This is a genomic window from Salmonella sp. SAL00672 (assembly GCF_046552175.1).
GTDB classification, from domain to species: Bacteria; Pseudomonadota; Gammaproteobacteria; order Enterobacterales; family Enterobacteriaceae; genus Salmonella; species Salmonella enterica.
Window position 1 is genome coordinate 540169 of sequence record NZ_JBGDUQ010000002.1, and the last position, 23813, is coordinate 563981.

Consider the following 23813-nt stretch of genomic DNA (forward strand, 5'->3'; position numbering starts at 1 on the left):
TAGTTAAATGGATGATTTAGTGTTTGCAGGTAATAAGGCGCTCTATCTTGTTTTGATCCTGTCAGGGTGGCCGACGATTGTCGCAACGATTATCGGCCTCCTGGTAGGGTTATTCCAGACGGTAACGCAATTACAGGAACAGACGCTGCCTTTTGGCATTAAATTACTTGGCGTGTGTTTATGCTTGTTTTTACTGTCTGGCTGGTATGGCGAAGTTTTACTCTCTTACGGGCGTCAGGTGATATTCCTGGCGTTGGCTAAGGGGTAAAAAATGTTTTACGCGTTGTACTTTGAAATTCATCACCTGGTTGCGTCTGCGGCACTGGGGTTTGCTCGCGTGGCGCCGATTTTTTTCTTCCTGCCGTTTTTGAATAGCGGGGTATTAAGCGGTGCGCCGAGAAACGCCATTATCATCCTGGTGGCATTGGGAGTATGGCCGCATGCATTGAACGAGGCGCCGCCGTTTTTATCGGTGGCGATGATCCCGTTAGTTCTGCAAGAAGCGGCGGTAGGCGTCATGCTGGGCTGTCTGCTGTCATGGCCTTTTTGGGTTATGCATGCGCTGGGTTGTATTATCGATAACCAGCGAGGGGCAACGCTAAGTAGCAGTATCGATCCGGCAAACGGTATTGATACCTCGGAAATGGCTAATTTCCTGAATATGTTTGCCGCTGTCGTTTATTTACAAAACGGCGGTCTGGTCACGATGGTTGACGTGTTAAATAAAAGCTATCAGCTATGCGATCCGATGAACGAGTGCACGCCTTCATTACCGCCGCTATTAACGTTTATTAATCAGGTGGCTCAAAACGCGTTGGTTCTGGCCAGTCCGGTGGTATTAGTGCTGTTGCTGTCAGAAGTATTCCTGGGTTTATTGTCGCGCTTTGCTCCGCAAATGAACGCCTTTGCGATTTCACTGACGGTAAAAAGCGGCATTGCCGTTTTAATTATGCTGCTTTATTTCTCTCCGGTACTACCGGACAATGTACTGCGACTCTCTTTCCAGGCCACAGGGTTAAGCAGTTGGTTTTACGAGCGAGGGGCGACGCATGTCCTCGAATAAAACAGAAAAACCGACTAAAAAACGGCTGGAAGACTCCGCTAAAAAAGGCCAGTCATTTAAAAGTAAAGATCTCATTATCGCCTGCCTGACGCTGGGAGGAATTGCCTATCTGGTGTCGTATGGCTCATTTAATGAGTTTATGGGGATAATTAAGATCATTATTGCGGATAATTTTGATCAGAGCATGGCTGACTACAGTTTAGCTGTTTTTGGGATAGGGTTAAAATATCTGATTCCATTTATGCTGCTCTGCTTAGTGTGTTCCGCATTACCGGCGTTATTACAGGCCGGTTTTGTGCTGGCGACAGAAGCATTAAAACCTAATTTATCGGCGTTAAACCCGGTAGAAGGGGCGAAAAAACTTTTTAGTATGCGAACGGTTAAAGATACGGTCAAAACCCTACTGTATCTCTCATCCTTTGTGGTGGCCGCCATCATTTGCTGGAAGAAATATAAGGTTGAAATCTTTTCTCAGCTAAATGGCAATATTGTAGGTATTGCCGTCATTTGGCGTGAACTTCTCCTCGCATTGGTATTAACTTGCCTTGCTTGCGCATTGATTGTCTTATTATTGGATGCTATTGCGGAATATTTCCTGACCATGAAAGATATGAAAATGGATAAGGAAGAAGTGAAGCGTGAAATGAAGGAGCAGGAAGGGAACCCAGAGGTTAAATCTAAAAGACGTGAAGTTCATATGGAAATTCTGTCTGAACAGGTGAAATCCGATATTGAAAACTCACGCCTGATTGTTGCCAACCCCACGCATATTACGATCGGGATTTATTTTAAACCCGAACTGATGCCGATTCCGATGATCTCGGTGTATGAAACGAATCAGCGCGCACTGGCCGTCCGCGCCTATGCGGAGAAGGTTGGCGTACCTGTGATCGTCGATATCAAACTGGCGCGCAGTCTTTTCAAAACCCATCGCCGTTATGATCTGGTGAGTCTGGAAGAAATTGATGAAGTTTTACGTCTTCTGGTTTGGCTGGAAGAGGTAGAAAACGCGGGCAAAGACGTTATTCAGCCACAAGAAAACGAGGTACGGCATTGAGCCGCGTAAAGCAGTAGCGATGTATTCATTGGGCGTTTTTTGAATGTTCACTAACCACCGTCGGGGTTTAATAACTGCATCAGATAAACGCAGTCGTTAAGTTCTACAAAGTCGGTGACAGATAACAGGAGTAAGTAATGGATTATCAAAATAATGTCAGCGAAGAACGTGTTGCGGAAATGATTTGGGATGCCGTTAGTGAAGGCGCCACGCTAAAAGACGTTCATGGGATCCCTCAAGATATGATGGACGGTTTATATGCTCATGCTTATGAGTTTTATAACCAGGGACGACTGGATGAAGCTGAGACATTCTTTCGTTTCTTATGCATTTATGATTTTTACAATCCCGATTACACCATGGGACTGGCGGCGGTATGCCAACTGAAAAAACAATTTCAGAAAGCATGTGACCTTTATGCAGTAGCGTTTACGTTACTTAAAAATGATTATCGCCCCGTTTTTTTTACCGGGCAGTGTCAATTATTAATGCGTAAGGCAGCAAAAGCCAGACAGTGTTTTGAACTTGTCAATGAACGTACTGAAGATGAGTCTCTGCGGGCAAAAGCGTTGGTCTATCTGGAGGCGCTAAAAACGGCGGAGACAGAGCAGCACAGTGAACAAGAAAAGGAATAATTATGGTAAATGACGCAAGTAGCATTAGCCGTAGCGGATATACCCAAAATCCGCGCCTCGCTGAGGCGGCTTTTGAAGGCGTTCGTAAGAACACGGACTTTTTAAAAGCGGCGGATAAAGCTTTTAAAGATGTGGTGGCAACGAAAGCGGGCGACCTTAAAGCCGGAACAAAGTCCGGCGAGAGCGCTATTAATACGGTGGGTCTAAAGCCGCCTACGGACGCCGCCCGGGAAAAACTCTCCAGCGAAGGGCAATTGACATTACTGCTTGGCAAGTTAATGACCCTACTGGGCGATGTTTCGCTGTCTCAACTGGAGTCTCGTCTGGCGGTATGGCAGGCGATGATTGAGTCACAAAAAGAGATGGGGATTCAGGTATCGAAAGAATTCCAGACGGCTTTGGGAGAGGCTCAGGAGGCGACGGATCTCTATGAAGCCAGTATCAAAAAGACGGATACCGCCAAGAGTGTTTATGACGCTGCGACCAAAAAACTGACGCAGGCGCAAAATAAATTGCAATCGCTGGACCCGGCTGACCCCGGCTATGCACAAGCTGAAGCCGCGGTAGAACAGGCCGGAAAAGAAGCGACAGAGGCGAAAGAGGCCTTAGATAAGGCCACGGATGCGACGGTTAAAGCAGGCACAGACGCCAAAGCGAAAGCCGAGAAAGCGGATAACATTCTGACCAAATTCCAGGGAACGGCTAATGCCGCCTCTCAGAATCAGGTTTCCCAGGGTGAGCAGGATAATCTGTCAAATGTCGCCCGCCTCACTATGCTCATGGCCATGTTTATTGAGATTGTGGGCAAAAATACGGAAGAAAGCCTGCAAAACGATCTTGCGCTTTTCAACGCCTTGCAGGAAGGGCGTCAGGCGGAGATGGAAAAGAAATCGGCTGAATTCCAGGAAGAGACGCGCAAAGCCGAGGAAACGAACCGCATTATGGGATGTATCGGGAAAGTCCTCGGCGCGCTGCTAACCATTGTCAGCGTTGTGGCCGCTGTTTTTACCGGTGGGGCGAGTCTGGCGCTGGCTGCGGTGGGACTTGCGGTAATGGTGGCCGATGAAATTGTGAAGGCGGCGACGGGGGTGTCGTTTATTCAGCAGGCGCTAAACCCGATTATGGAGCATGTGCTGAAGCCGTTAATGGAGCTGATTGGCAAGGCGATTACCAAAGCGCTGGAAGGATTAGGCGTCGATAAGAAAACGGCAGAGATGGCAGGCAGCATTGTTGGTGCGATTGTTGCCGCTATTGCGATGGTAGCGGTCATTGTGGTGGTCGCAGTTGTCGGGAAAGGCGCGGCGGCGAAACTGGGTAACGCGCTGAGCAAAATGATGGGCGAAACGATTAAGAAGTTGGTGCCTAACGTGCTGAAACAGTTGGCGCAAAACGGCAGCAAACTCTTTACCCAGGGGATGCAACGTATTACTAGCGGCCTGGGTAATGTGGGTAGCAAGATGGGCCTGCAAACGAATGCCTTAAGTAAAGAGCTGGTAGGTAATACCCTAAATAAAGTGGCGTTGGGCATGGAAGTCACGAATACCGCAGCCCAGTCAGCCGGTGGTGTTGCCGAGGGCGTATTTATTAAAAATGCCAGCGAGGCGCTTGCTGATTTTATGCTCGCCCGTTTTGCCATGGATCAAATTCAGCAGTGGCTTAAACAATCCGTAGAAATATTTGGTGAAAACCAGAAGGTAACGGCGGAACTGCAAAAAGCCATGTCTTCTGCGGTACAGCAAAATGCGGATGCTTCGCGTTTTATTCTGCGCCAGAGTCGCGCATAAAAACTGCCAAAATAAAGGGAGAAAAATATGTTAATTAGTAATGTGGGAATAAATCCCGCCGCTTATTTAAATAATCATTCTGTTGAGAATAGTTCACAGACAGCTTCGCAATCCGTTAGCGCTAAAGATATTCTGAATAGTATTGGTATTAGCAGCAGTAAAGTCAGTGACCTGGGGTTGAGTCCTACACTGAGCGCGCCTGCGCCAGGGGTATTAACGCAAACCCCCGGAACGATCACGTCCTTTTTAAAAGCCAGTATTCAAAATACCGACATGAATCAGGATTTGAATGCTCTGGCAAATAATGTCACGACTAAAGCGAATGAGGTTGTGCAAACCCAGTTACGCGAGCAGCAGGCAGAAGTCGGAAAGTTTTTTGATATTAGCGGAATGTCTTCCAGTGCCGTTGCGCTGTTGGCTGCCGCGAATACGTTAATGCTGACGTTGAACCAGGCTGATAGCAAACTGTCTGGTAAGTTGTCATTAGTCAGTTTTGATGCAGCTAAAACGACGGCAAGCTCCATGATGCGCGAAGGGATGAATGCGTTGTCCGGTAGTATTTCCCAGAGCGCGCTTCAGTTGGGGATCACTGGCGTGGGCGCCAAACTGGAATATAAGGGGCTGCAGAATGAAAGAGGCGCGCTTAAACATAATGCCGCGAAGATCGATAAACTGACCACTGAAAGCCACAGTATTAAAAACGTGCTGAACGGGCAGAATAGCGTCAAACTCGGTGCTGAAGGCGTCGATTCTCTGAAATCGTTAAATATGAAGAAAACCGGTACCGATGCGACGAAAAATCTTAATGATGCGACGCTTAAATCTAATGCCGGAACCAGCGCCACGGAAAGTCTGGGTATTAAAGACAGTAATAAACAAATCTCCCCTGAACATCAGGCTATTCTGTCGAAACGTCTTGAGTCTGTCGAATCCGATATTCGTCTTGAGCAGAATACCATGGATATGACCCGAATCGATGCGCGCAAGATGCAGATGACGGGCGATCTGATTATGAAGAACTCGGTCACGGTCGGTGGTATTGCAGGGGCGTCCGGGCAGTACGCCGCTACTCAGGAACGTTCCGAGCAGCAAATTAGCCAGGTGAATAACCGGGTTGCCAGCACCGCATCGGACGAAGCCCGTGAAAGTTCACGTAAATCGACCAGCCTGATTCAGGAAATGCTGAAAACAATGGAGAGCATTAACCAGTCGAAAGCATCCGCACTCGCTGCTATCGCAGGCAATATTCGCGCTTAATCTGAAAGGTCATCTATACGCCATCATGGGTGTGATTTAATCGCGCTCCTGATGGCGAACTGGGGATATTATGCTTAATATTCAAAATTATTCCGCTTCTCCTCATCCGGGGATCGTTGCCGAACGGCCGCAGACTCCCTCGGCGAGCGAGCACGTCGAGACTGCCGTGGTACCGTCTACCACAGAACATCGCGGTACAGATATCATTTCATTATCGCAGGCGGCTACTAAAATCCAGCAGGCACAGCAGACGCTGCAGTCAACGCCACCGATCTCTGAAGAGAATAATGACGAGCGCACGCTGGCGCGCCAACAGTTGACCAGCAGCCTGAATGCGCTGGCGAAGTCTGGCGTGTCATTATCCGCAGAACAAAATGAGAACCTGCGGAGCGCGTTTTCTGCGCCGACGTCGGCCTTATTTAGCGCTTCGCCTATGGCGCAGCCGAGAACAACCATTTCTGATGCTGAGATTTGGGATATGGTTTCCCAAAATATATCGGCGATAGGTGACAGCTATCTGGGCGTTTATGAAAACGTTGTCGCAGTCTATACCGATTTTTATCAGGCCTTCAGTGATATTCTTTCCAAAATGGGAGGCTGGTTATTACCAGGTAAGGACGGTAATACCGTTAAGCTAGATGTTACCTCACTCAAAAATGACTTAAACAGTTTAGTCAATAAATATAATCAAATAAACAGTAATACCGTTTTATTTCCAGCGCAGTCAGGCAGCGGCGTTAAAGTAGCCACTGAAGCGGAAGCGAGACAGTGGCTCAGTGAATTGAATTTACCGAATAGCTGCCTGAAATCTTATGGATCCGGTTATGTCGTCACCGTTGATCTGACGCCATTACAAAAAATGGTTCAGGATATTGATGGTTTAGGCGCGCCGGGAAAAGACTCAAAACTCGAAATGGATAACGCCAAATATCAAGCCTGGCAGTCGGGTTTTAAAGCGCAGGAAGAAAATATGAAAACCACATTACAGACGCTGACGCAAAAATATAGCAATGCCAATTCATTGTACGACAACCTGGTAAAAGTGCTGAGCAGTACGATAAGTAGCAGCCTGGAAACCGCCAAAAGCTTCCTGCAAGGATAACAGAAGAGGATATTAATAATGGTTACAAGTGTAAGGACTCAGCCCCCCGTCATAATGCCAGGTATGCAGACCGAGATCAAAACGCAGGCCACGAATCTTGCGGCGAATCTTTCCGCAGTCAGAGAAAGTGCCACAACGACGCTGTCAGGGGAAATTAAAGGCCCGCAACTGGAAGATTTTCCCGCGCTGATCAAACAGGCGAGTCTGGATGCATTGTTTAAATGCGGGAAAGACGCTGAGGCGTTAAAAGAAGTTTTTACCAATTCAAATAATGTCGCCGGTAAGAAAGCGATAATGGAGTTTGCCGGGCTCTTTCGTTCAGCGCTCAACGCCACCAGTGATTCTCCTGAGGCGAAGACGCTACTGATGAAGGTGGGGGCAGAGTATACCGCGCAAATCATAAAAGATGGCCTGAAAGAAAAGTCAGCTTTTGGGCCATGGCTGCCAGAAACAAAGAAAGCGGAAGCGAAGCTGGAAAACCTGGAAAAGCAGCTGTTAGATATCATCAAAAATAACACTGGCGGTGAATTAAGTAAATTATCGACGAATCTTGTTATGCAGGAGGTGATGCCCTATATTGCCAGCTGCATTGAACATAACTTTGGCTGTACGTTAGATCCGTTAACCCGCAGCAATCTTACGCACCTTGTTGACAAAGCGGCGGCGAAGGCGGTTGAGGCGCTTGATATGTGCCACCAAAAATTAACGCAAGAGCAGGGTACCAGCGTAGGACGGGAAGCCCGGCACCTTGAAATGCAAACGTTGATACCCCTGCTGCTACGTAATGTTTTTGCACAAATTCCTGCAGATAAACTGCCTGACCCTAAAATTCCGGAGCCTGCGGCTGGACCAGTACCTGATGGTGGGAAAAAAGCAGAACCTACGGGTATTAATATCAATATTAATATTGATAGCAGTAACCATAGCGTGGATAACAGTAAGCATATTAACAATAGCCGAAGCCATGTCGATAATAGCCAGCGCCATATCGATAATAGCAACCATGATAATAGCCGGAAGACGATTGATAATAGCCGAACATTTATTGATAACAGCCAACGCCATGGCGAGTCACACCATTCGACTAACAGCAGCAACGTAAGTCATAGTCATTCGCGTGTGGATTCGACTACGCATCAAACGGAGACGGCACACAGCGCCAGCACAGGGGCAATTGACCATGGCATCGCGGGTAAAATTGACGTCACGGCTCATGCGACGGCAGAGGCTGTGACCAACGCTTCATCCGAAAGTAAAAATGGAAAGGTGGTCACGTCAGAAAAAGGCACTACGGGTGAAACACCCTCTTTTGATGAAGTCGATGGCGTAACCAGCAAGAGCATTATCGGCAAGCCGGTACAGGCCACGGTGCACGGCGTTGATGATAATAAACAGCAAAGCCAGACGGCAGAGATTGTGAATGTGAAGCCGCTTGCCAGTCAACTGGCTGGCGTCGAGAATGTTAAAACCGATACCTTACAATCAGACACGACGGTAATTACAGGTAATAAAGCCGGTACGACCGATAATGATAATAGTCAGACAGATAAGACTGGCCCATTTTCTGGTTTGAAGTTTAAGCAAAATAGTTTCCTCTCAACAGTACCGAGCGTTACGAATATGCATTCAATGCATTTCGACGCCCGTGAGACGTTTTTGGGTGTGATACGTAAAGCCCTGGAGCCAGATACCTCCACACCGTTCCCTGTACGCAGAGCGTTTGACGGCTTGCGTGCGGAAATATTACCCAATGACACGATAAAGAGTGCAGCGTTGAAAGCGCAATGTAGCGATATTGACAAGCACCCAGAATTGAAAGCGAAAATGGAGACTCTCAAAGAGGTCATTACTCATCATCCACAAAAAGAAAAACTGGCTGAGATTGCACTGCAGTTTGCCAGAGAGGCGGGGCTGACCAGGCTAAAAGGGGAAACTGACTATGTGTTAAGTAATGTGCTGGACGGCCTTATCGGAGACGGTAGCTGGCGAGCTGGCCCGGCTTACGAGTCATACCTGAATAAACCTGGCGTGGATCGGGTTATTACTACCGTTGATGGCTTGCACATGCAGCGTTAATTAACCGGGAAAGATGCGATGAATATGGATATTGAAGCAAGAGTCAAAAAAGTGATCACCTCCTGTATTGCCGTTGATGTTGATAGTATCAATGGTCAGACCCATCTGGTTGAGGATCTTTACGCTGACTCATTGGATTTAATTGATATTGTATTTGGTCTTAGTGAGGAGTTTGACATTAGTTGCAATGAAAACGATCTTCCTGATATGACGACCTTTGCGGATATATGCCGTGTTGTTAAAAAAAGTCTTGAGTCCAGGGTGTAGTATTTTTCTCTCGCTTGACAACAATTGAATAAGATTAATTGTTATGAAAATCATCACACATGTAGTACCCGGTTCAGGTATGGCTGCAATATATGATGATATTGCTGACAGTTCGCGTTTTGTTATTAAAGGCAAGTTACGTCATGTTGAAAATGATCCGAAGGAGTTGCTGATATGTGTTCCGATGCGTAGTGAATGGCTATTCTACTGGATTAAAGGAGAGAAATATTGCGCCCGGCGATGGGCGCGAAAAAATATCAAGACATTGTGTAACCAGATTAAATTTGAAGAAGCAATCTTATAAAAGATATAATTTAAGAGGAAAGTAAATTGCAAGCACACCAGGATATTATCGCTAATATTGGTGAGAAATTGGGTTTACCGCTCACTTTTGACGACAACAATCAGTGCTTATTACTACTCGATAGCGATATTTTTACGTCTATTGAAGCTAAAGATGATATCTGGTTATTGAACGGTATGATTATACCGTTATCGCCTGTTTGTGGCGATTCTATCTGGCGGCAGATTATGGTGATTAATGGTGAACTGGCTGCGAATAATGAAGGTACGTTAGCGTATATTGATGCTGCAGAGACGTTGTTGTTTATACATGCAATTACCGATCTGACAAATACTTACCATATTATATCGCAGCTTGAGTCATTTGTGAATCAGCAGGAAGCGCTCAAAAACATACTGCAGGAATATGCTAAAGTATGAGGAGAGAAAATTGAATAATTTAACGTTGTCTTCGTTTTCAAAAGTTGGTGTGTCGAATGATGCCCGACTTTATATTGCTAAGGAAAATACTGACAAGGCATATGTTGCGCCTGAAAAACTTTCGTCAAAAGTATTAACCTGGCTTGGAAAAATGCCGTTATTTAAAAACACTGAAGTGGTGCAAAAACATACGGAAAATATCAGAGTACAGGACCAAAAGATTTTACAGACATTTCTCCAGGCACTAACGGAAAAATATGGGGAAACAGCGGTTAATGACGCACTGTTAATGTCCCGTATAAATATGAACAAACCCCTTACCCAACGTTTAGCAGTGCAGATCACGGAGTGTGTAAAAGCTGCTGACGAAGGGTTTATAAACCTTATTAAGAGCAAGGATAATGTTGGTGTCAGGAATGCCGCTTTAGTCATAAAAGGCGGCGATACAAAAGTGGCAGAAAAAAATAACGATGTTGGAGCAGAAAGTAAGCAACCTTTACTCGATATCGCGCTAAAGGGACTTAAAAGAACATTACCGCAACTGGAACAAATGGATGGAAATAGCCTGCGAGAAAACTTCCAGGAGATGGCTTCAGGTAACGGCCCGCTGCGTTCATTAATGACGAATTTACAGAATTTAAATAAAATTCCAGAGGCTAAACAACTTAATGATTATGTTACAACGTTAACAAATATTCAGGTCGGTGTAGCCCGGTTCTCACAATGGGGAACCTGTGGAGGAGAGGTTGAGAGGTGGATTGATAAAGCCTCTACTCATGAATTAACCCAGGCTGTAAAAAAAATTCACGTTATTGCTAAAGAACTGAAAAATGTTACAGCTGAACTTGAGAAAATAGAAGCCGGCGCGCCAATGCCACAGACGATGAGCGGACCGACACTGGGCCTGGCACGGTTTGCGGTCAGCAGCATTCCAATTAATCAGCAAACCCAGGTGAAACTGAGCGATGGAATGCCTGTGCCAGTGAATACGTTAACTTTTGACGGTAAGCCTGTGGCATTAGCCGGTTCGTACCCAAAAAATACGCCGGATGCGCTGGAAGCGCATATGAAAATGCTTCTTGAAAAAGAATGCTCATGCCTGGTGGTGTTAACGTCGGAAGATCAGATGCAGGCAAAACAATTACCAGCCTATTTCAGAGGGAGCTACACCTTTGGCGAGGTGCATACCAACAGCCAAAAAGTGAGCTCAGCCAGTCAGGGAGAAGCGATAGACCAATACAATATGCAACTGTCCTGCGGGGAAAAGCGGTATACAATCCCGGTATTGCATGTGAAAAATTGGCCAGATCACCAGCCGTTACCGTCTACGGAGCAGTTAGAATACCTGGCGGATAGGGTGAAAAATAGTAACCAAAATGGCGCGCCGGGGCGTAGTTCATCAGATAAGCATTTACCGATGATTCATTGTCTGGGCGGAGTGGGGAGAACCGGAACGATGGCGGCGGCCCTTGTACTTAAGGATAATCCTCATAGTAATCTGGAGCAGGTACGTGCAGATTTCCGGAATTCACGGAACAATAGAATGCTGGAAGACGCCTCACAGTTTGTACAACTAAAAGCAATGCAAGCCCAGTTGCTTATGACGACGGCAAGCTGATAAAAACATAGCTTACTTTTAGAACTATCTGAAAGTAAGCTATTTCTGTATAATTATTTGTTTACCGCGATAGAAAGTCTTTTGTTTTTCTCTTCTGCTGACATCTCTTTTAATTTTCTATAATTCTCCCAAATTTTTTTAGCATAACGCTTCCTTATATCCGATCGTTTCGGAGACGTCCCGGCATTATAAGCGCCAACGGCCTCCCAGCTATAACCGTAGATTTTCATCATATCTGATAAAATGGATGCGCCCACAATGACAGAAATGCAGGGATCCTGTAACAACTGTTTTTCACTAATCCCCATTTTTTTCAGCCTTTTCATATGGAAGCTGTTAATTTGCATCAGGCCAAGATCGGTTGAACCATCTCGGTTATGGCCAATGGCGCCAGGTTTCATCGCCGATTCCTGCTGGGCGATAGCGTAAAGTAGTTCGGATTCAATATTGAACATTTTTTCAGCCTGAAGCCAGCAATCAGCCCATGCCGTATTTATGCTAAGCAACCAGATTACGATGATAAAAAAATAATGCATATCTCCTCTCTCAGATTTTACCGTAATTTAATCAAGCGGGGATCCTGTTTCCATCTTTTGAACCAAATATTGTCTTCGTTTTTAAATTTATTCCACATTTTCTCGGCAATAGCTTCGCCGTGGGCAACCAGCACTAACGGTAATAATCCCGGATTATTATCTATACGCTGTTCACTTTCCAGAAATTCTCTTATCGTCGGTAAGGCACGCTCACTATTCTGACAATATTCAGCGTAAAGAAGATTAACAGCAATAAGTCCTGTTATTTCCTGCGTGGATATTTCTTTAGTTAATTTTCGTGCCAGTTCATGTTTACCTTTAAGCGAAAGAAACATAACCTGCATACTTAATAATATTGGATTATCCTGCAGGTGTTGTGAGCGTAATTCATCGCCTAAACGTATAGCATCATCAATACCGGTATGATAATAGGTAATCCACAGCTTAGTGATCCCTGCGGCTGCGCGCGTTGGGTCCAATTTTAAACACTCGTTAATCGTTTGTAAGGCCTCCTCCAACTGACCAGCCATGAAAAGATTCCAGCCATAATAATATTTAATATCTGCAGAAATGGGCGAAAGTAAGTTAGCTTGTTTGAATAGCAAACTCCCGACGATGTATTCTGAGTGAATCGTATTAATTAGCCCCAGTAATCCTAAAGCTTGTGGATTATTGTGGTCCAGCTCTGTCGCCTTAATCGCATGTTCTTTAGCTTTGATCATAGCGTTTTGTTTATCAAAAATCCCCATTTGCGCCATGCTGAGGTAGCATTCTGCCAGCGCACAGTAAGGCGCAATGCTGTTTGGCGACATGTTAACGCATTGAGTCAGCAATTTAAGCGCTTGCTGTAAGCTATAGGGGGTGTATTGATTTAACTCATGCTTACCGCGTAAGTAAACCATAGTACTGTCAATCGAATTTAGCTCGCTAATCTGCTTTGTGTCCCAGCGAAGTCCGGGAATACATCTGAGCAAAAGATTCGCAATTTTGTTTTGCAAGAGAGAAGCGGGTTGGTGTTCTATCAACTTAATGCTTTCCTGGTGCAGCAGGTGATAACCTTTAACCCGAACTATCTCAATCTGTACAATATTATCATTACCATCGGGTATCATCTGCCCGGAGATATAATAATCGGGGCGTAATTGATCCATGAGCTCAAGAATATCCTTAACACTGCGGCAGTTCTTCGTAATGGTCACCGGCAGCACGCTCAGGCCAAAGGGCGCATACTGCGATAATCCCTTCACGATAGAGTAATGCAGACTCTCGGATTGAACCTGATCCTGCATCTGAAAAGGAAGTATCGCCAATGTATGAGTCGTAGGTTGCGGCGCTGGCGGAGACACCACTACGACCGGACGATTAAACCGATAGCCCTGTCCGTACAGTGTTTCAATGTAACGATGCTCTTTATCTTCCGACAGAATACGTCGTAAGGCATAAATACAGCGGGTAAGAGATTCTTCGTTAACTTCCGCGTCGCCCCATACCTGGTCCAGTAAGGTGTTTTTACTCACAATCTCGCCGGCGGCTTCGAGCAGGATGACCAGAACGGCATATTCTTTTGGCGGAATATTGACTTTCTTTTCTGAGCGTAGCAGGGAGCCGTCCATGTTGAGTATGAAATCATCAAAGACGAATTTTTTATTCGATACAGGAACAGGATTAAAATGTGGCATGATAATAGTGTATTCTCTTACAGGGTGAAAAGTTATAATAACTAATACAAGTCGTTAGGATAGAATCTACTGTTTCAGTAATTCTGCTGTTAGTACTAACGGTCAGGTTGAGCTTTTATTATGAGCTTAATGTCATATTCTACGGGCTCGGGTTTATATGTTTTTAACATTTGATTATTTAGCTTATGCCTGTGCTTTAAATAACTGACATGTTGGTAATAATATTGTTATAACTAACTGTGATTATCGAATGGACGCTGCCGTATATCCTGGTGCAGAGAGAGTCAGCGCCGGGCATCTAAATATTTACATATTTAACTTGGCCTCATTGCAATAGAGATTAGTTTTGTAGCTATCTTACTGCATTTTTTTTGGGTGTAAATGCTGCTTATTATATCTTCATGGTTAATGGTCTGATAATTACACCATCAGAACCATTTTTCTCGAAGATTTCCACTAAATGACCATTCGTTGAAAGTTTAAGAGTGTAATTTGTCTTAGGTTCCAAAATATAAATGAAAGACTGTTTATAATGGTGCGCTTATTTTTATATTTTTTTGCAAAATAATGATATCGTCTTTTCTTTACTCCCTTCAGCTATAGCGTCAAAAAGGCAGGGGGTTTATGAGCAGTATCATCCTCAGGCTGGCCCCAGGCATTATATCGATATCAGGAGGAAGAGAGGAGGTATGCCTGGCAGAAAGCTAACAAGCGTGACTGTTTCGGTATAAACCGTTCAGGCAAATAGTTCTCAGAGGGAACGGATGATGTATAAATATGAATAAAATGCCGGCCTTAATCCACAGGGTTAAAGCCGGAAGGAGATAGTGTCATCTGGACGAATTCTTACGCTGTGAATAAGGCAATATCGTTTTACCAGTCATCATAGCGATGACAGGTTCACAAAAATCGTGTTATATAATCAGCCTTACTTTAAATTACCAGAGATATCAGTATAAGCTGTCTTCCGGACAGAACAATGATATTGAATAGCCTCCCATCCTGATAGAGCGTGTTAATGCGCAGTCTGAATTTTAAATTATTACAATTTTAATAAAAATCTTTACTTAAGTGACAGATACAAAAAATGTTAATGGTTCGCCATTTTTATGAATGTCGATGGCGTAGTTTTAAAATATTTTTTGAAACATTGAATGAAGTAGGACGTGCTATCATAACCACATTTTAATGCTACAGCATTAACATTATGGTTGCCTATGCGTAAAAGTTTTGCTGCCTGATTCATTCTTGCCGATAAGTAGATGTCGCTAAAGCTGGTACCTTCTTCTGCAAGTTTCCGTTTGAGCGTTGACGTACTCATAAATATATGATCGGCAACATCCGTAAGCTTCCACTGTCTACTGGGTGACGAAGATATAATGTTGTAAACGCGCTCCTTTAACGTTATCTGAGCCGAGCTAAGGATGATCTCATAACTCTCCGGGAGTCGGAGAAAAGCAGTAAGCAGGAACAGCAGAAAATAAGGAATTAACTCTTCATTTTCAATACAACTTTTGTTGTTACAGTTACTGCAACCTTTGCTTGTATCCTTCGTACAGGAGAACGCCGTTTTCAGATGTTCAAATACCTCTCTTCTGGCAGGAAAGTCAGGCGTATAGAAGATTTTCTGCGCTTTCTCTGTGGGTACCGCCATTTTGGTTTGCTGCTCGTTTGGGATAAGTGCATAGAGAGCGCCAAGTCGTTGCGTCGGTATCTCGAGTATATCGAAATCCATGTGGCCATTGACCTCTTCAAGCGTCACGTTAACTACCTGCTCTTTTTTGAGCACCAACATCCCAGGTTCGTCACAGTAAATCGTATCGTGATTATTGCTAATCGTCAGTTTACCGCTCCGAAAGCAAACTAAAGTGAAACTGCTTACATAAAGATTTTTGATGGTAACCTGCTGAGTCTGACTTTTAATTTGCTGCCGGGTATTTGTCAAAAGTGATTTTAATTTCTGTAAGTTATCTGCGGCAGGACGCTGATGACTATTACTTACAAAGGTTACATTTTCCATATTATCCCTTTGTTGATGTTATTTTAATGTTCCTTACTGGTATCCTACTGAAAAAATCTGAGTTGTAAATGCTCTTTATTAGCGTGTGTTGGCAATGGTCTGATTGTTACACCAAAAGAACCCAAATTTGGGTAATTTATCTACAGTAGTTTAAGCCCCAATGGGGATGATGGTTCTTTTAATATGTGTTGAGACGCATTATACAGAATAAATTGATTTTATTTCTCACTTTTCATTCTATTTTCATCAGGAATCCCTGTGTCCTGTGCGGTAATCTGCTGCTATCGAGAACGACAGACATCGCTAACAGTATATATGGAAACATCAAAAGAGAAGACGATAACAAGCCCTGGGCCATACATAGTTCGATTACTTAACAGCTCACTGAACGGCTGTGAGTTTCCATTGCTGACAGGCCGAACACTCTTTGTGGTAGGTCAGAGTGATGCGCTCACTGCTTCAGGCCAACTCCCTGATATACCTGCCGATAGCTTTTTTATCCCGCTGGACCATGGCGGAGTAAATTTTGAAATCCAGGTGGATACGGATACGACCGAAATTATACTCCATGAGCTGAAAGAAGGAAATTCTGAATCTCGTTCGGTGCAATTAAATACGCCAATACAGGTCGGTGAATTGCTTATCCTGATTCGCCCGGAAAGCGAGCCGTGGGTGCCCGAGCAGCCTGAGAAGTTAGAAACGTCTGCAAAAAAGAACGAGCCGCGTTTTAAAAACGGAATTGTAGCAGCACTGGCCGGGTTTTTTATATTGGGAATTGGGACTGTGGGGACGTTATGGATACTTAACTCGCCGCAGCGGCAGGCCGCAGAGCTCGATTCGTTATTGGGGCAGGAGAAGGAGCGTTTTCAGGTGTTGCCAGGCCGGGACAAAATGCTCTATGTCGCTGCGCAAAATGAAAGAGATACGTTGTGGGCTCGTCAGGTTTTAGCGAGGGGCGATTATGATAAAAATGCGCGAGTGATTAACGAAAACGAAGAAAATAAGCGTATCTCTATCTGGCTGGATACCTATTATCCGCAGCTGGCTTATTATCGGATTCATTTCGATGAGCCGCGTAAACCCGTTTTCTGGCTAAGCCGCCAGCGAAACACGATGAGCAAGAAAGAGCTCGAGGTGTTAAGTCAAAAGCTGAGAGCGCTAATGCCTTACGCGGATTCGGTTAACATCACGTTGATGGACGATGTTACCGCAGCAGGCCAGGCGGAAGCGGGGCTAAAACAGCAGGCGTTACCTTATTCCCGCAGGAATCATAAGGGGGGCGTAACGTTTGTTATTCAGGGGGCGCTCGATGATGTAGAAATACTCAGAGCCCGTCAATTTGTCGATAGCTATTACCGCACATGGGGAGGACGCTATGTGCAGTTTGCGATCGAATTAAAAGATGACTGGCTCAAGGGGCGCTCATTTCAGTACGGGGCGGAAGGTTATATCAAAATGAGCCCAGGCCATTGGTATTTCCCAAGCCCACTTTAATTTAACGCAAATAAGGAAGTCATTATGGCAACACCTTGGTCAGGCTATCTGGATGACGTCTCAGCAAAATTTGATACGGGCGTTGATAATCTACAAACGCAGGTAACAGAGGCGCTGGATAAATTAGCAGCAAAACCCTCCGATCCGGCGCTACTGGCGGCGTATCAGAGTAAGCTCTCGGAATATAACTTGTACCGTAACGCGCAATCGAACACGGTAAAAGTCTTTAAGGATATTGATGCTGCCATTATTCAGAACTTCCGTTAATCAGTTATAAGGTGGATTATGTCGATTGCAACTATTGTCCCTGAGAATGCCGTTATAGGGCAGGCGGTCAATATCAGGTCTATGGAAACGGACATTGTCTCGCTGGATGACCGGCTACTCCAGGCTTTTTCTGGTTCGGCGATTGCCACGGCTGTGGATAAACAGACGATTACCAACAGGATTGAGGACCCTAATTTGGTGACGGATCCTAAAGAGCTGGCTATTTCGCAAGAGATGATTTCAGATTATAACCTGTATGTTTCTATGGTCAGTACCCTTACTCGTAAAGGAGTCGGGGCTGTTGAAACGCTATTACGCTCATGATTCGTCGATATCTATATACTTTTCTGCTGGTAATGACCCTTGCCGGCTGTAAGGATAAGGATCTTTTAAAAGGACTGGACCAGGAACAGGCTAATGAGGTCATTGCCGTTCTGCAAATGCACAATATAGAGGCGAATAAAATTGATAGCGGAAAATTGGGCTATAGCATTACCGTTGCTGAGCCTGATTTTACCGCTGCGGTGTACTGGGTTAAAACTTATCAGCTTCCTCCCCGGCCACGGGTGGAAATAGCGCAGATGTTCCCGGCGGATTCGCTGGTATCGTCTCCGCGAGCTGAAAAGGCCAGGTTATATTCGGCTATTGAACAGCGACTGGAACAGTCATTACAGACGATGGAGGGCGTGCTCTCCGCCAGGGTCCATATTAGTTATGATATTGATGCTGGTGAAAATGGCCGCCCGCCAAAACCTGTTCATCTGTCGGCATTAGCCGTATATGAACGAGGTTCGCCGCTTGCGCATCAGATCAGCGATATCAAGCGTTTCTTAAAGAATAGTTTTGCCGATGTGGATTATGACAACATTTCTGTTGTGTTGTCAGAACGTTCTGATGCCCAATTACAGGCTCCCGGCACACCAGTAAAACGTAATTCTTTTGCAACCAGTTGGATTGTGTTGATTATTTTGTTATCCGTGATGTCAGCAGGCTTTGGCGTCTGGTATTACAAAAACCATTATGCCCGCAATAAGAAAGGCATAACGGCTGATGATAAGGCGAAATCGTCAAATGAATAGGCAGCCATTACCCATTATCTGGCAAAGAATCATTTTTGATCCGTTATCGTATATCCATCCTCAGCGGTTGCAGATAGCGCCGGAAATGATTGTCAGACCCGCCGCCAGGGCGGCGGCAAATGAGTTAATACTGGCGGCATGGCGGCTTAAGAACGGAGAAAAGGAGTGTATTCAAAACTCACTGACGCAGCTGTGGCTGCGTCAGTGGCGCCGACTGCCGCAAGTAGCGTATTTACTCGGTTGCCATAAACTGAGAGCCGATCTGGCAAGGCAGGGAGCCTTGCTTGGCCTGCCGGATTGGGCGCAAGCATTTTTGGCAATGCATCAGGGAACAAGTTTATCTGTCTGCAATAAGGCGCCGAATCACCGGTTTTTACTTAGCGTCGGGTATGCACAGTTAAATGCCCTAAATGAATTTTTACCTGAATCTTTAGCACAGCGTTTTCCTTTGCTTTTTCCTCCATTTATTGAGGAGGCATTGAAGCAGGATGCTGTAGAAATGTCAATTTTGCTACTGGCCTTACAATATGCTCAAAAATATCCCAATACCGTCCCCGCTTTCGCCTGTTGAGGGGATACTGATAAAGCGTAAAACGCTGGAACGTTATTTCTCTATTGAAAGATTAGAACAGCAGGCGCATCAACGGGCTAAGCGTATTTTGCGAGAGGCGGAAGAAGAGGCAAAGACCTTGCGGATGTACGCCTATCAGGAAGGTTACGAGCAGGGAATGATAGACGCGTTACAGCAGGTCGCCGCTTATCTTACTGATAATCAGACAATGGCCTGGAAGTGGATGGAAAAAATACAGATTTATGCCCGCGAGTTATTTTCAGCTGCGGTCGACCATCCCGAAACGCTTTTAACCGTCCTGGATGAGTGGCTAAGGGATTTCGATAAGCCTGAGGGGCAACTTTTTTTAACACTGCCAGTTAATGCGAAAAAAGATCACCAAAAACTGATGGTGTTGCTTATGGAGAACTGGCCAGGCACTTTTAATCTTAAATATCATCAGGAACAGCGCTTTATCATGAGTTGCGGCGATCAGATCGCAGAATTTTCACCTGAACAATTTGTTGAAACGGCAGTAGGCGTCATTAAGCATCATCTTGATGAACTTCCACAAGACTGCCGGACAATTTCTGATAACGCCATTAACGCACTTATTGATGAATGGAAGACAAAAACGCAAGCGGAGGTTATAAGGTGATACCGGGTACGATTCCGACTTCTTATTTGGTCCCGACAGCAGATACTGAAGCGACGGGTGTGGTTTCGTTGAGTGCCAGGGCCGCTATGCTGAATAATGTGGATAGCGCGCCTTTAAGCAATGGCGGCGACGTTGATCTTTATGATGCATTCTACCAACGACTTTTGGCGCTTCCTGAGTCAGCCTCTTCTGAAACGCTTAAAGATAGCATTTATCAAGAGATGAATGCCTTCAAAGATCCTAACAGTGGTGATTCGGCTTTTGTTTCTTTTGAGCAGCAAACGGCTATGCTACAAAACATGTTAGCAAAAGTTGAACCGGGCACCCATTTATATGAGGCTTTAAACGGGGTATTAGTTGGTACAATGAATGCACAGTCACAAATGACCTCCTGGATGCAGGAGATTATTTTATCGGGCGGGGAAAACAAAGAGGCAATTGACTGGTGAACCCCCATTGCTGGCGATTTGTGATAAGGTATGGTGTATATATCAGCAAATAATGCAGAAAATGCACCATGCCAGTGTGTCTATCTTATTGATGTATATGGATTATTAAGATGTTTGCCAGCCGTTTTATTCTGAAATGATTATATTAATATTGTAAGCTTTCATTACAAAATTGTGCATAAAGTTTGTAAGGGTATCTTTTTGTGACGAAATGAACGCGCGTTGGAATGTAATTATTGGCTATAATAATAAAAAAATCGGATTTAAATCATCTCTGTGAGTTTTAATTATTTGTTTATAAGAATATAACGATTTTGAGTTCCTTATAGCACACAGGATAAAATATGGTATTGCCTTCAATGAATAAATCAGTTGAGGCCATTAGCAATAATCACCTTCAACAGCCGAACAAATTTCCATTAATAAATGGATTAGCTGACGTAAGAGACTATTATGTCGCAAACTGCTTATTGTTTAAACTTAATAAAGGCAGTTTGCGAATTGAAAACGAATTTGGGGAGTTCATCGAACGATCTGCGCCGTGTTTATTTTTATTGGAAAAAGATCAAACAATCACGCTTAGTATGAGCGAAATAGAAGGGCATATTGATTTTTCTTCACTGGAAGTTTCCTATGACTTAATGCAAAAATTCTACAAAGTTTTTTACAGTACAAGAAACTATAATGATCGAGAGCTATCATTAAAAACGAAACCAAAGTATTTTTTTCATGCGGACTTGTTGCCAGGGATGAGTGATACTTTTGACTCTATTTTGCATGGTGTGGCATGTCCACGGGTTTGTAGTAATGTGAGTATTGATGATCATGATTATTCATATTTCTCATTGATGTATCTTATATCGGCATTTGTACGTAAGCCCGGTGGGTTTGATTTCCTTGAGCGAGCAATAAAAATTACGACAAAAGAGAAAGTTTATAACATTATTATCAGCGATCTCACCCGCAAATGGTCACAGGCTGAGGTGGCAGGAAAGCTGTTTATGAGCGTATCAAGTCTGAAGCGAAAACTGGCCGCTGAAGAGGTGAGTTTTAGCAAAATATACCTGGATGCTCGTATGAATCAGGCTATAAAATTATTACGTATGGGGGCTGGAAATATTTCACAAGTCGCGACGATGTGTGGCTATGATACGCCTTCTTATTTTATCGCTATTTTTAAACGGCATTTTAAGATTACACCGCTTAGCTTTATGCGTACAATGAACCATTGATTTGTGAAATTATTTTAAACGTTACTATCTGTTTGCGTTACAGATACCAAATATTTTTTTAATCGTAGTGTATATTTCAGTATCGCTACACCAGTGATATGTAGTTAATGAAAGGGAATCGAAAGCGTTCATTGTCAGACATACATGGCCACCAGGCGCCGGGCAATCGTTGTACTCTAAGAGATTACAGTAAAGTAAAACAGCAAATTTAATCATTATCAGATTTGTAAAAGGAATTCATTTCGGTAACGACATTGCGCATGTAATAACGTATCTGGTCTTATTACCTTTGTAGTAAGAAGGCGTTATCTACTTGCGCAGTAGTCGCCCAGGAAGAAAAATCATTACCGAAGCTGTGGTCAGTTTTCAAAAAAGGATAAATAAATGAGAAATGTAATTATATACGGTATTAACTGGACTAATTGTTATGCCCTACAGTCTATTTTTAAGCAAAAATATCCGGAAAAGTGCGTTAAAACGTGTAACTCATTAACTGCACTTTTGCATTCTCTATCCGATATGCCGGACGCCGGGCTGATTTTAGCTTTGAACCCGCATGAGCATGTTTATCTTTTTCATGCGTTGCTGACGCGGTTGCAGAACCGTAAAGTTTTGGTAGTGGCAGATCGCTTGTATTATATCGATCGCTGTGTGCTGCAATATTTTGGCGTTATGGATTATGTTTTAAAAGACGAACTATCCTGCGCTATCCGCTCGGATCGAGAGAAGCTTCGTCTTCCGGAAGCCTGGCTGCGTTTCTGCCACAGGCCACAAAAGAAAACCGTGGCTGCTACGTATGCTTTTAATGCCGGCGAGACGCCGGAAGAGGTATTGTTTAATATCAATCAATACGCCTGGTGGAATCTACCTCCCGGTGTCACGCAGGCGAAATATGCGCTGCTGATATTATTATCCTCCGGACATCCGGCAATTGAACTGGCGAAAAAATTTGGGCTGGGAACAAAAACCGTCAGTATTTATCGTAAGAAGGTTATGTATCGTTTGGGGATGGACTCTTCACCGCTATCGCTGTTCCGGGGACTGAAACTAGACGCGCATTTACAGCGCACTGCTTTTGCACATAACCTTGGTGTACCTGACGATAATTGCGCGTTACCGATTGCGGTAGGAATGAATTAAAATATTTTTTATCATTTATGACCATGTGTTGAGCTTTTATTATAAAAAAGATTTTTTGAGTAGTAATTCTTATATATAATCATCCGGAGGTGGTTGGTAGCCTGGCTCAATCATTGAGGCATATTTTTGCAGGCAATATATTGAATCTGAAAAGTTAAAGATGATATTTTCGGTGCAGGAGCTATCATGTGGAGGGAAAAGTATGCTAAGTCCTACGACTCGTAATATGGGGGCGAGTTTATCGCCTCAGCCTGACGTCAGCGGGGAGCTAAACACCGAAGCATTGACCTGTATTGTTGAGCGTCTGGAAAGTGAAATTATAGATGGCAGCTGGATTCATATCAGTTACGAGGAAACCGATATCGAAATGATGCCTTTTCTTGTTGCACAGGCCAATAAGAAGTATCCAGAGTTAAATCTTAAATTTGTTATGTCAGTCCATGAGCTTGTTTCCTCTATAAAGGAGACCAGAATGGAAGGCGTTGAATCTGCCCGATTTCTCGTAAATATGGGAAGTTCAGGTATCCATATTTCAGTCGTCGATTTTAGAGTTATGGACGGAAAGACATCGGTGATTTTGTTCGAGCCAGCAGCGTGTAGCGCTTTTGGACCTGCTTTACTGGCGTTGAGGACCAAAGCAGCTCTTGAACGTGAACAACTGCCTGATTGTTATTTTGCTATGGTCGAGCTGGACATTCAACGAAGCTCTTCTGAATGCGGTATTTTTAGCCTGGCGCTCGCCAAAAAACTTCAGCTTGAATTTATGAACTTAGTAAAAATTCATGAAGATAATATTTGTGAACGTCTGTGTGGTGAAGAACCTTTTCTCCCGTCCGATAAAGCAGACCGTTATCTGCCGGTGAGTTTTTACAAACATACTCAAGGCGTACAACGATTAAATGAATATGTGCAGGCCAATCCGGCGGCGGGAAGCAGTATAGTAAACAAAAAGAATGAAACGCTTTATGAGCGATTCGATAACAATGCCGTTATGCTAAACGATAAAAAACTCTCTATATCCGCTCATAAAAAAAGGATAGCTGAATATAAGTCTTTACTTAAACCGTAATGAAATTATGAGGTTGCCTGCCAGAGGAAATCCTTCCAGCGCCATAAGACTACTCTAT

At 44.2% G+C, this 23813-nt stretch carries 25 protein-coding genes; 22 read left to right on the forward strand and 3 right to left on the reverse strand.

Annotation, left to right across the window (positions count from 1 at the left end; all coding sequences use genetic code 11):
- Nucleotides 1-7 precede the first annotated feature (7 nt).
- From spaQ to sptP, 12 genes are all read left to right on the forward strand, one after another.
- Nucleotides 8-268 (forward strand): SPI-1 type III secretion system export apparatus protein SpaQ, encoded by a 261-nt coding sequence (spaQ, locus tag ACLJTG_RS08375; protein ID WP_000342503.1) that lies wholly within the window; start codon nucleotides 8-10, stop codon nucleotides 266-268.
- A gap of 3 nt (nucleotides 269-271) precedes the next feature.
- A complete protein-coding gene (spaR, locus tag ACLJTG_RS08380; RefSeq protein WP_000498965.1) occupies nucleotides 272-1063 on the forward strand; it encodes an SPI-1 type III secretion system export apparatus protein SpaR in 792 nt (263 codons plus the stop codon).
- Entirely contained in the window at nucleotides 1050-2120 is a 1071-nt protein-coding gene (gene spaS / locus ACLJTG_RS08385) for an SPI-1 type III secretion system export apparatus protein SpaS (RefSeq protein ID WP_000097719.1), read from the forward strand. Before spaR ends, spaS begins: the two co-directional genes overlap by 14 nt.
- Before the next feature lie 137 nt (nucleotides 2121-2257).
- Nucleotides 2258-2755, forward strand: a complete 498-nt coding sequence (sicA, locus tag ACLJTG_RS08390; protein ID WP_000386309.1) for a SycD/LcrH family type III secretion system chaperone SicA — start codon at nucleotides 2258-2260, stop codon at nucleotides 2753-2755.
- Nucleotides 2756-2757: 2 nt separating this feature from the next.
- The gene (gene sipB / locus ACLJTG_RS08395; protein ID WP_000245788.1) at nucleotides 2758-4539 is read left to right on the forward strand and encodes an SPI-1 type III secretion system needle tip complex protein SipB; all 1782 of its coding nucleotides are present in this window, start codon (nucleotides 2758-2760) and stop codon (nucleotides 4537-4539) included.
- A gap of 27 nt (nucleotides 4540-4566) precedes the next feature.
- Nucleotides 4567-5796, forward strand: coding sequence for an SPI-1 type III secretion system needle tip complex protein SipC (sipC, locus tag ACLJTG_RS08400; RefSeq protein WP_000909019.1), 1230 nt, complete (start codon nucleotides 4567-4569; stop codon nucleotides 5794-5796).
- A gap of 70 nt (nucleotides 5797-5866) precedes the next feature.
- The gene (gene sipD / locus ACLJTG_RS08405; protein ID WP_000932249.1) at nucleotides 5867-6898 is read left to right on the forward strand and encodes an SPI-1 type III secretion system needle tip complex protein SipD; all 1032 of its coding nucleotides are present in this window, start codon (nucleotides 5867-5869) and stop codon (nucleotides 6896-6898) included.
- 18 nt (nucleotides 6899-6916) lie between these two features.
- A complete protein-coding gene (sipA, locus tag ACLJTG_RS08410) occupies nucleotides 6917-8974 on the forward strand; it encodes an SPI-1 type III secretion system effector SipA (protein WP_000258818.1) in 2058 nt (685 codons plus the stop codon).
- 18 nt (nucleotides 8975-8992) lie between these two features.
- Nucleotides 8993-9241: an acyl carrier protein gene (locus ACLJTG_RS08415; RefSeq protein ID WP_001055579.1), complete on the forward strand. Its 249-nt coding sequence runs from the start codon at nucleotides 8993-8995 to the stop codon at nucleotides 9239-9241.
- A 43-nt stretch (nucleotides 9242-9284) separates the two neighbouring features.
- Entirely contained in the window at nucleotides 9285-9545 is a 261-nt protein-coding gene (locus tag ACLJTG_RS08420; RefSeq protein ID WP_000692253.1) for a hypothetical protein, read from the forward strand.
- A 26-nt stretch (nucleotides 9546-9571) separates the two neighbouring features.
- Nucleotides 9572-9964, forward strand: coding sequence for a chaperone SicP (gene sicP / locus ACLJTG_RS08425; protein WP_001147851.1), 393 nt, complete (start codon nucleotides 9572-9574; stop codon nucleotides 9962-9964).
- On the forward strand, nucleotides 9951-11582 hold the full coding sequence (gene sptP / locus ACLJTG_RS08430; RefSeq protein WP_198898163.1) for an SPI-1 type III secretion system effector GTPase-activating protein SptP: 1632 nt from the start codon (nucleotides 9951-9953) through the stop codon (nucleotides 11580-11582). The genes sicP and sptP overlap by 14 nt, the downstream gene beginning before the upstream one ends.
- A 53-nt stretch (nucleotides 11583-11635) precedes the next feature.
- Here the strand turns inward: sptP and iagB are convergent, their stop codons facing one another.
- From iagB to hilD, 3 genes are all read right to left on the reverse strand, one after another.
- On the reverse strand, nucleotides 11636-12118 hold the full coding sequence (gene iagB, locus ACLJTG_RS08435) for an SPI-1 type III secretion system invasion protein IagB (RefSeq protein ID WP_000558927.1): 483 nt from the start codon (nucleotides 12116-12118) through the stop codon (nucleotides 11636-11638).
- Between the two features lie 17 nt (nucleotides 12119-12135).
- Complete coding sequence (gene hilA / locus ACLJTG_RS08440; protein ID WP_001120085.1) at nucleotides 12136-13797, reverse strand: transcriptional regulator HilA; 1662 nt, start codon at nucleotides 13795-13797, stop codon at nucleotides 12136-12138.
- A gap of 1090 nt (nucleotides 13798-14887) precedes the next feature.
- A complete protein-coding gene (gene hilD / locus ACLJTG_RS08445; RefSeq protein WP_000432699.1) occupies nucleotides 14888-15817 on the reverse strand; it encodes a transcriptional regulator HilD in 930 nt (309 codons plus the stop codon).
- A gap of 315 nt (nucleotides 15818-16132) precedes the next feature.
- On the opposite strand from hilD, the gene prgH reads away from it, so the two are divergent.
- The 10 genes from prgH (at nucleotide 16133) to avrA (ending at nucleotide 23755) form a co-directional block, all read left to right on the forward strand.
- A complete protein-coding gene (gene prgH, locus ACLJTG_RS08450) occupies nucleotides 16133-17311 on the forward strand; it encodes a type III secretion system inner membrane ring protein PrgH (RefSeq protein WP_000450199.1) in 1179 nt (392 codons plus the stop codon).
- Between the two features lie 24 nt (nucleotides 17312-17335).
- Complete coding sequence (gene prgI, locus ACLJTG_RS08455) at nucleotides 17336-17578, forward strand: type III secretion system needle filament protein PrgI (RefSeq protein ID WP_000235228.1); 243 nt, start codon at nucleotides 17336-17338, stop codon at nucleotides 17576-17578.
- A gap of 18 nt (nucleotides 17579-17596) precedes the next feature.
- A complete protein-coding gene (gene prgJ, locus ACLJTG_RS08460) occupies nucleotides 17597-17902 on the forward strand; it encodes a type III secretion system inner rod protein PrgJ (protein WP_000020431.1) in 306 nt (101 codons plus the stop codon).
- Complete coding sequence (gene prgK / locus ACLJTG_RS08465; protein ID WP_001626400.1) at nucleotides 17899-18657, forward strand: type III secretion system inner membrane ring lipoprotein PrgK; 759 nt, start codon at nucleotides 17899-17901, stop codon at nucleotides 18655-18657. The genes prgJ and prgK overlap by 4 nt, the downstream gene beginning before the upstream one ends.
- On the forward strand, nucleotides 18629-19228 hold the full coding sequence (orgA, locus tag ACLJTG_RS08470; RefSeq protein WP_001574876.1) for an oxygen-regulated invasion protein OrgA: 600 nt from the start codon (nucleotides 18629-18631) through the stop codon (nucleotides 19226-19228). The genes prgK and orgA overlap by 29 nt, the downstream gene beginning before the upstream one ends.
- Nucleotides 19185-19865, forward strand: a complete 681-nt coding sequence (gene orgB / locus ACLJTG_RS08475) for a type III secretion system linker protein OrgB (protein ID WP_000916654.1) — start codon at nucleotides 19185-19187, stop codon at nucleotides 19863-19865. The genes orgA and orgB overlap by 44 nt, the downstream gene beginning before the upstream one ends.
- Entirely contained in the window at nucleotides 19862-20314 is a 453-nt protein-coding gene (locus ACLJTG_RS08480; protein WP_000612179.1) for a type III secretion system effector protein OrgC, read from the forward strand. The genes orgB and ACLJTG_RS08480 overlap by 4 nt, the downstream gene beginning before the upstream one ends.
- A 344-nt stretch (nucleotides 20315-20658) precedes the next feature.
- The gene (gene hilC, locus ACLJTG_RS08485) at nucleotides 20659-21546 is read left to right on the forward strand and encodes an invasion transcriptional regulator HilC (protein ID WP_000243999.1); all 888 of its coding nucleotides are present in this window, start codon (nucleotides 20659-20661) and stop codon (nucleotides 21544-21546) included.
- A 384-nt stretch (nucleotides 21547-21930) separates the two neighbouring features.
- Nucleotides 21931-22686 carry a transcriptional regulator SprB gene (gene sprB, locus ACLJTG_RS08490; protein ID WP_198898162.1) on the forward strand — a complete coding sequence of 252 codons (756 nt, stop codon included), beginning with the start codon at nucleotides 21931-21933 and terminating at the stop codon, nucleotides 22684-22686.
- Nucleotides 22687-22846: 160 nt separating this feature from the next.
- Nucleotides 22847-23755 carry a type III secretion system YopJ family effector AvrA gene (gene avrA, locus ACLJTG_RS08495; RefSeq protein WP_077910613.1) on the forward strand — a complete coding sequence of 303 codons (909 nt, stop codon included), beginning with the start codon at nucleotides 22847-22849 and terminating at the stop codon, nucleotides 23753-23755.
- Nucleotides 23756-23813 lie beyond the last annotated feature (58 nt).

Bases quoted from the DNA above. Each gene is read 5' to 3' on its own strand.
- spaQ (WP_000342503.1), top strand. From the start codon at position 8: ATGGATGATTTAGTGTTTGCAGGTAATAAGGCGCTCTATCTTGTTTTG.
- spaR (WP_000498965.1), top strand. From the start codon at position 272: ATGTTTTACGCGTTGTACTTTGAAATTCATCACCTGGTTGCGTCTGCG.
- spaS (WP_000097719.1), top strand. From the start codon at position 1,050: ATGTCCTCGAATAAAACAGAAAAACCGACTAAAAAACGGCTGGAAGAC.
- sicA (WP_000386309.1), top strand. From the start codon at position 2,258: ATGGATTATCAAAATAATGTCAGCGAAGAACGTGTTGCGGAAATGATT.
- sipB (WP_000245788.1), top strand. From the start codon at position 2,758: ATGGTAAATGACGCAAGTAGCATTAGCCGTAGCGGATATACCCAAAAT.
- sipC (WP_000909019.1), top strand. From the start codon at position 4,567: ATGTTAATTAGTAATGTGGGAATAAATCCCGCCGCTTATTTAAATAAT.
- sipD (WP_000932249.1), top strand. From the start codon at position 5,867: ATGCTTAATATTCAAAATTATTCCGCTTCTCCTCATCCGGGGATCGTT.
- sipA (WP_000258818.1), top strand. From the start codon at position 6,917: ATGGTTACAAGTGTAAGGACTCAGCCCCCCGTCATAATGCCAGGTATG.
- ACLJTG_RS08415 (WP_001055579.1), top strand. From the start codon at position 8,993: ATGAATATGGATATTGAAGCAAGAGTCAAAAAAGTGATCACCTCCTGT.
- ACLJTG_RS08420 (WP_000692253.1), top strand. From the start codon at position 9,285: ATGAAAATCATCACACATGTAGTACCCGGTTCAGGTATGGCTGCAATA.
- sptP (WP_198898163.1), top strand. From the start codon at position 9,951: ATGCTAAAGTATGAGGAGAGAAAATTGAATAATTTAACGTTGTCTTCG.
- iagB (WP_000558927.1), bottom strand. From the start codon at position 12,118: ATGCATTATTTTTTTATCATCGTAATCTGGTTGCTTAGCATAAATACG.
- hilA (WP_001120085.1), bottom strand. From the start codon at position 13,797: ATGCCACATTTTAATCCTGTTCCTGTATCGAATAAAAAATTCGTCTTT.
- hilD (WP_000432699.1), bottom strand. From the start codon at position 15,817: ATGGAAAATGTAACCTTTGTAAGTAATAGTCATCAGCGTCCTGCCGCA.
- prgH (WP_000450199.1), top strand. From the start codon at position 16,133: ATGGAAACATCAAAAGAGAAGACGATAACAAGCCCTGGGCCATACATA.
- prgI (WP_000235228.1), top strand. From the start codon at position 17,336: ATGGCAACACCTTGGTCAGGCTATCTGGATGACGTCTCAGCAAAATTT.
- prgJ (WP_000020431.1), top strand. From the start codon at position 17,597: ATGTCGATTGCAACTATTGTCCCTGAGAATGCCGTTATAGGGCAGGCG.
- prgK (WP_001626400.1), top strand. From the start codon at position 17,899: ATGATTCGTCGATATCTATATACTTTTCTGCTGGTAATGACCCTTGCC.
- orgA (WP_001574876.1), top strand. From the start codon at position 18,629: ATGATAAGGCGAAATCGTCAAATGAATAGGCAGCCATTACCCATTATC.
- orgB (WP_000916654.1), top strand. From the start codon at position 19,185: ATGCTCAAAAATATCCCAATACCGTCCCCGCTTTCGCCTGTTGAGGGG.
- hilC (WP_000243999.1), top strand. From the start codon at position 20,659: ATGGTATTGCCTTCAATGAATAAATCAGTTGAGGCCATTAGCAATAAT.
- sprB (WP_198898162.1), top strand. From the start codon at position 21,931: ATGAGAAATGTAATTATATACGGTATTAACTGGACTAATTGTTATGCC.
- avrA (WP_077910613.1), top strand. From the start codon at position 22,847: ATGATATTTTCGGTGCAGGAGCTATCATGTGGAGGGAAAAGTATGCTA.